The organism is Stenotrophomonas maltophilia group sp. Smal32 (assembly GCF_030237085.1).
Taxonomy (GTDB): domain Bacteria; phylum Pseudomonadota; class Gammaproteobacteria; order Xanthomonadales; family Xanthomonadaceae; genus Stenotrophomonas; species Stenotrophomonas maltophilia_Q.
This window is the reverse complement of sequence record NZ_JASJSI010000195.1, coordinates 1-3,180: the sequence shown is the minus strand read 5'-3', so window position 1 is coordinate 3,180 and position 3,180 is coordinate 1. Positions and strand designations below refer to the sequence as shown.

Here is a 3,180-nt window from a genome sequence, read left to right as displayed (position 1 = left end):
CACGAGGGGCTCAGCCGTTGGCCTTCGCCTTCGCCTCGCGCGCGGCCTGCTGCTCCACCAGGGTCAGTGCCACGTTGTCACGCAGGTACGCGGGCTCGACCTTTTCCGGCGCAATCGCCTCGCCACGCGCGAAGGCCGGCACCGCCAGTGCCAGCACGTCCGACGCCCGCGGCAATGCCGTGGCATCGAATCCGCGAAGGCCGCTGGCCAACTCCGCCACCAGCGCGCCGTCGGCCGCGCCAAAGCCAGTGCCGACGCCGTAGGCCGACAAACCTTCCGGCAACGCCACCGCAGTGGGTGCGCACACGCGCTCGCCATCGCGCGCGACCGGCAGGCCGTCAACACGCTCGAAGCGCGCAACGTACAACTCCCCCATCCGTGCGTCGATCGCCGACAGGATCTGCGTTTCTTCCGCTGGTGCCCGCAGCGCCAGCACCTGCAGCGTCGAGACCGGCAGCAGCGGACGATCCAGCGCCAGTGCGATGCCCTGCGCGATGGCGATCGCCAGGCGCACGCCGGTGAAAGCACCAGGACCGCGGCTGAGCGCGATGCCGTCCAGCTGGCGACGGCTGATGCCGGCCTCGGCCAGCAGTGCCTCGGCCCACGGCAGGCTCAGTTCGGCATGCCGGCGCGGGGCAATCTCGAAGCGTTCCAGCACCTGCCCATCGACATGCAGGGCAACGGAACAGGCTTCGGTGGCGGTTTCAAAGGCGAGCAGTTTCATCGGATCAGGTCAGAACAGGGGGAACGTGGCGCCGGGCGCCGGTTCCGGGCCCACCGGAGGGGCGGTGGCTGGAACGGCATCATCGGCCACGGGCGCCCATTGTGGCGTAAAGAAGGCCTGCACATCGGCCAGGCTGCGGGTACGGCGGAACGGTGGCAGTGAATCGAGGAAAACCCGGCCGTAACCCCGGTTGAGCAGGCGCGGGTCGCACAGCACCAGCACGCCGCGGTCGCTCTCGCTGCGGATCAGGCGGCCGACCCCCTGCTTCAATGCGATCACCGCCTGCGGCAGCTGTTCATCACGGAACGGGTTGCCGCCCTGGCTGCGGATCGCCTCCAGCCGCGCCTCGTAGACCGGGTCGTCCGGGGCGGCAAAGGGCAGCTTGTCGATCATCACCACGCTCAGCGCTTCGCCGACCACGTCCACGCCCTCGCGGAAACTGGCCGAGCCCAGCAGCACGCCATTGCCCGATTCGCGGAAGCGCTGCAGCAGCGTCGCGCGCGGTGCCTCACCCTGCACGAACAACGGCCATGGACCGTCGCGCAGTGCCTCGGCAGCCTCACGCAGGGCACGATGCGAAGCGAACAGCAGGAACGCCCTGCCCTGCGAGGCCTGCAGCACCGGCCGCAGGGTCTGGATGAGCGCGGTTCCGAAACCACGCGCGGCCGGATCAGGCAGGCCTTCGGGCAGGTAGCACAACGCCTGCTCGGGCCAATTGAAGGGGCTTGGCTGAACCAGCGTATGTGGATCGTCCAGGCCCAGGCGCGTGGCGATGTGATCGAATCCGCCACCGACGGTCAGCGTCGCAGAGGTGAAGATCCATGCGGCGCGGCTGCGTTCGCGATGCTCGCGCAACGGGCCGGACACATCCATCGGCGTGCGCTGGCAGCGGAAACCACGCGGCGTGAGTTCGTACCAGAGCACATCGGCGGCGCTGGCGGTCTCCACCGGATCGGTATCGAAATCGAGGGTGGGCTCATCATCGCCCAGCCAGCGACTGAGCCGCGAGACCGCCTCGCGCGCCCGGGCATGGCAGGCATCCAGGCCCGCCGCCGCTTCGCGCAGCGGCTGCAGCGCCTGTTCCAGCGCCACCAAGGCTGCCATCACCATGTCGAATCCGTCGCGCACCTGTGGCATCGCCAGCGCTCGCCATTGCGTGCCACGCGGCGGCAGCCCTCCCATCGACGAGCGCAACGCCAACAGCGACTGCTGCAACTGGTCGACCGGTTCCTGCAACGCCGACTGCGCCCCTCCTACGCCACGCGCTTCGGCCAGGCAGTCGCGACCCAGTTCCTGCCACGGGCGCATGCCAAAGCCTTCGCCGAAGAACTGCGCAGCCAGCTCGGGCAACTGGTGCGCCTCGTCGATGACGAAGGCCTGCGCACCCGGCAGCAGTTCACCGAAACCGTCCTGCTTCAACGCCAGGTCGGCCAGCAGCAGGTGATGGTTGACCACCACCACGTCGGCGGCCTGTGCGCGCTGTCGCGCACGCACCACGAAGCAGTCGTCCCAGAACGGGCAATCGGTGCCCAGGCAGTTGTCGACAGTGGAGGTGACCATCGGCAGCAGCGGTGAATCGTCGGCCAGCCCGTCGAGCTCGGCGACGTCGCCGAACTCCGAGCGACCGGACCAGGCCAGGATGCGCTGGAACTGCGCCGCTTGTTCACGGCTGGAGAACCGCGGCTCGCCGCGTGCCTGCTGCAGACGGTAACGGCACAGGTAGTTCGAACGTCCCTTCAACAGCGCGCTGCGCAGGCCGACACCGAGCGCCTGGCGCACGCGCGGCAGATCGCGGTGGTAGAGCTGGTCCTGCAGCGCGCGGGTACCGGTGGAGATGATGGTGCGCAACCCCGACAGCAGCACCGGCACCAGATAGGCGAAGGTCTTGCCGGTGCCGGTACCGGCCTCGGCCAGCAGCAGATCACGCTGCTGCATCGCATCGGCGATGGCTTCGGTCAGGCGCAGCTGGGCCGGGCGCGGGACGAAGGCGTCCAGATGCGAGGCGAGCGCGCCGCCGTCGCTGAGGGCTTCGCGGCTGGCATGGACAAGGTCGGACATCAGAGGGAAAGGATACCCGGCCGGGCGCTGCCCGGCACCCGTTTCAAGCCAGAGCCGGAGCAACAGCAACAGCAACAGCAACAGCGTTGTTCATGGCTCTGGGTTGTACTGAGGGTTGGCGGGGGACTGTGGGTTTGCGGGGACGCCGTAAACCCGTCCCTGGGGGCTTGGCCGCGGCATCCATGCCGCGGACACCCCGCAAACCCACAGTTCCCCGCCTTCGACAGTTTCCCGGTGACGGATGGGCGCGCTTCGTAGAGTCGAGCTTGCTCGACTGGCAGCTCAGGAGCTGTGGCAGGAACGGGAAAAGAAGATGGATTACTGCGAGAGCGCGCAGCGCGCGACCCGCTTTTGATTTTCTTTTTCTTCTCCGTGGCTGGCCGCACACGGAAATTGTC

At 68.3% G+C, this 3,180-nt stretch carries 2 protein-coding genes; both read right to left on the bottom strand.

What is annotated here, in order from left to right; all coding sequences use genetic code 11:
- Positions 1 to 10 precede the first annotated feature (10 nt).
- Positions 11 to 724 carry a tRNA (adenosine(37)-N6)-threonylcarbamoyltransferase complex dimerization subunit type 1 TsaB gene (gene tsaB / locus QRO91_RS22165; RefSeq protein WP_049427805.1) on the bottom strand — a complete coding sequence of 238 codons (714 nt, stop codon included), beginning with the start codon at positions 722 to 724 and terminating at the stop codon, positions 11 to 13.
- Positions 725 to 733: 9 nt separating this feature from the next.
- The gene (locus QRO91_RS22160) at positions 734 to 2,782 is read right to left on the bottom strand and encodes an ATP-dependent DNA helicase (protein ID WP_197620575.1); all 2,049 of its coding nucleotides are present in this window, start codon (positions 2,780 to 2,782) and stop codon (positions 734 to 736) included.
- Between the last annotated feature and the right edge of the window lie 398 nt (positions 2,783 to 3,180).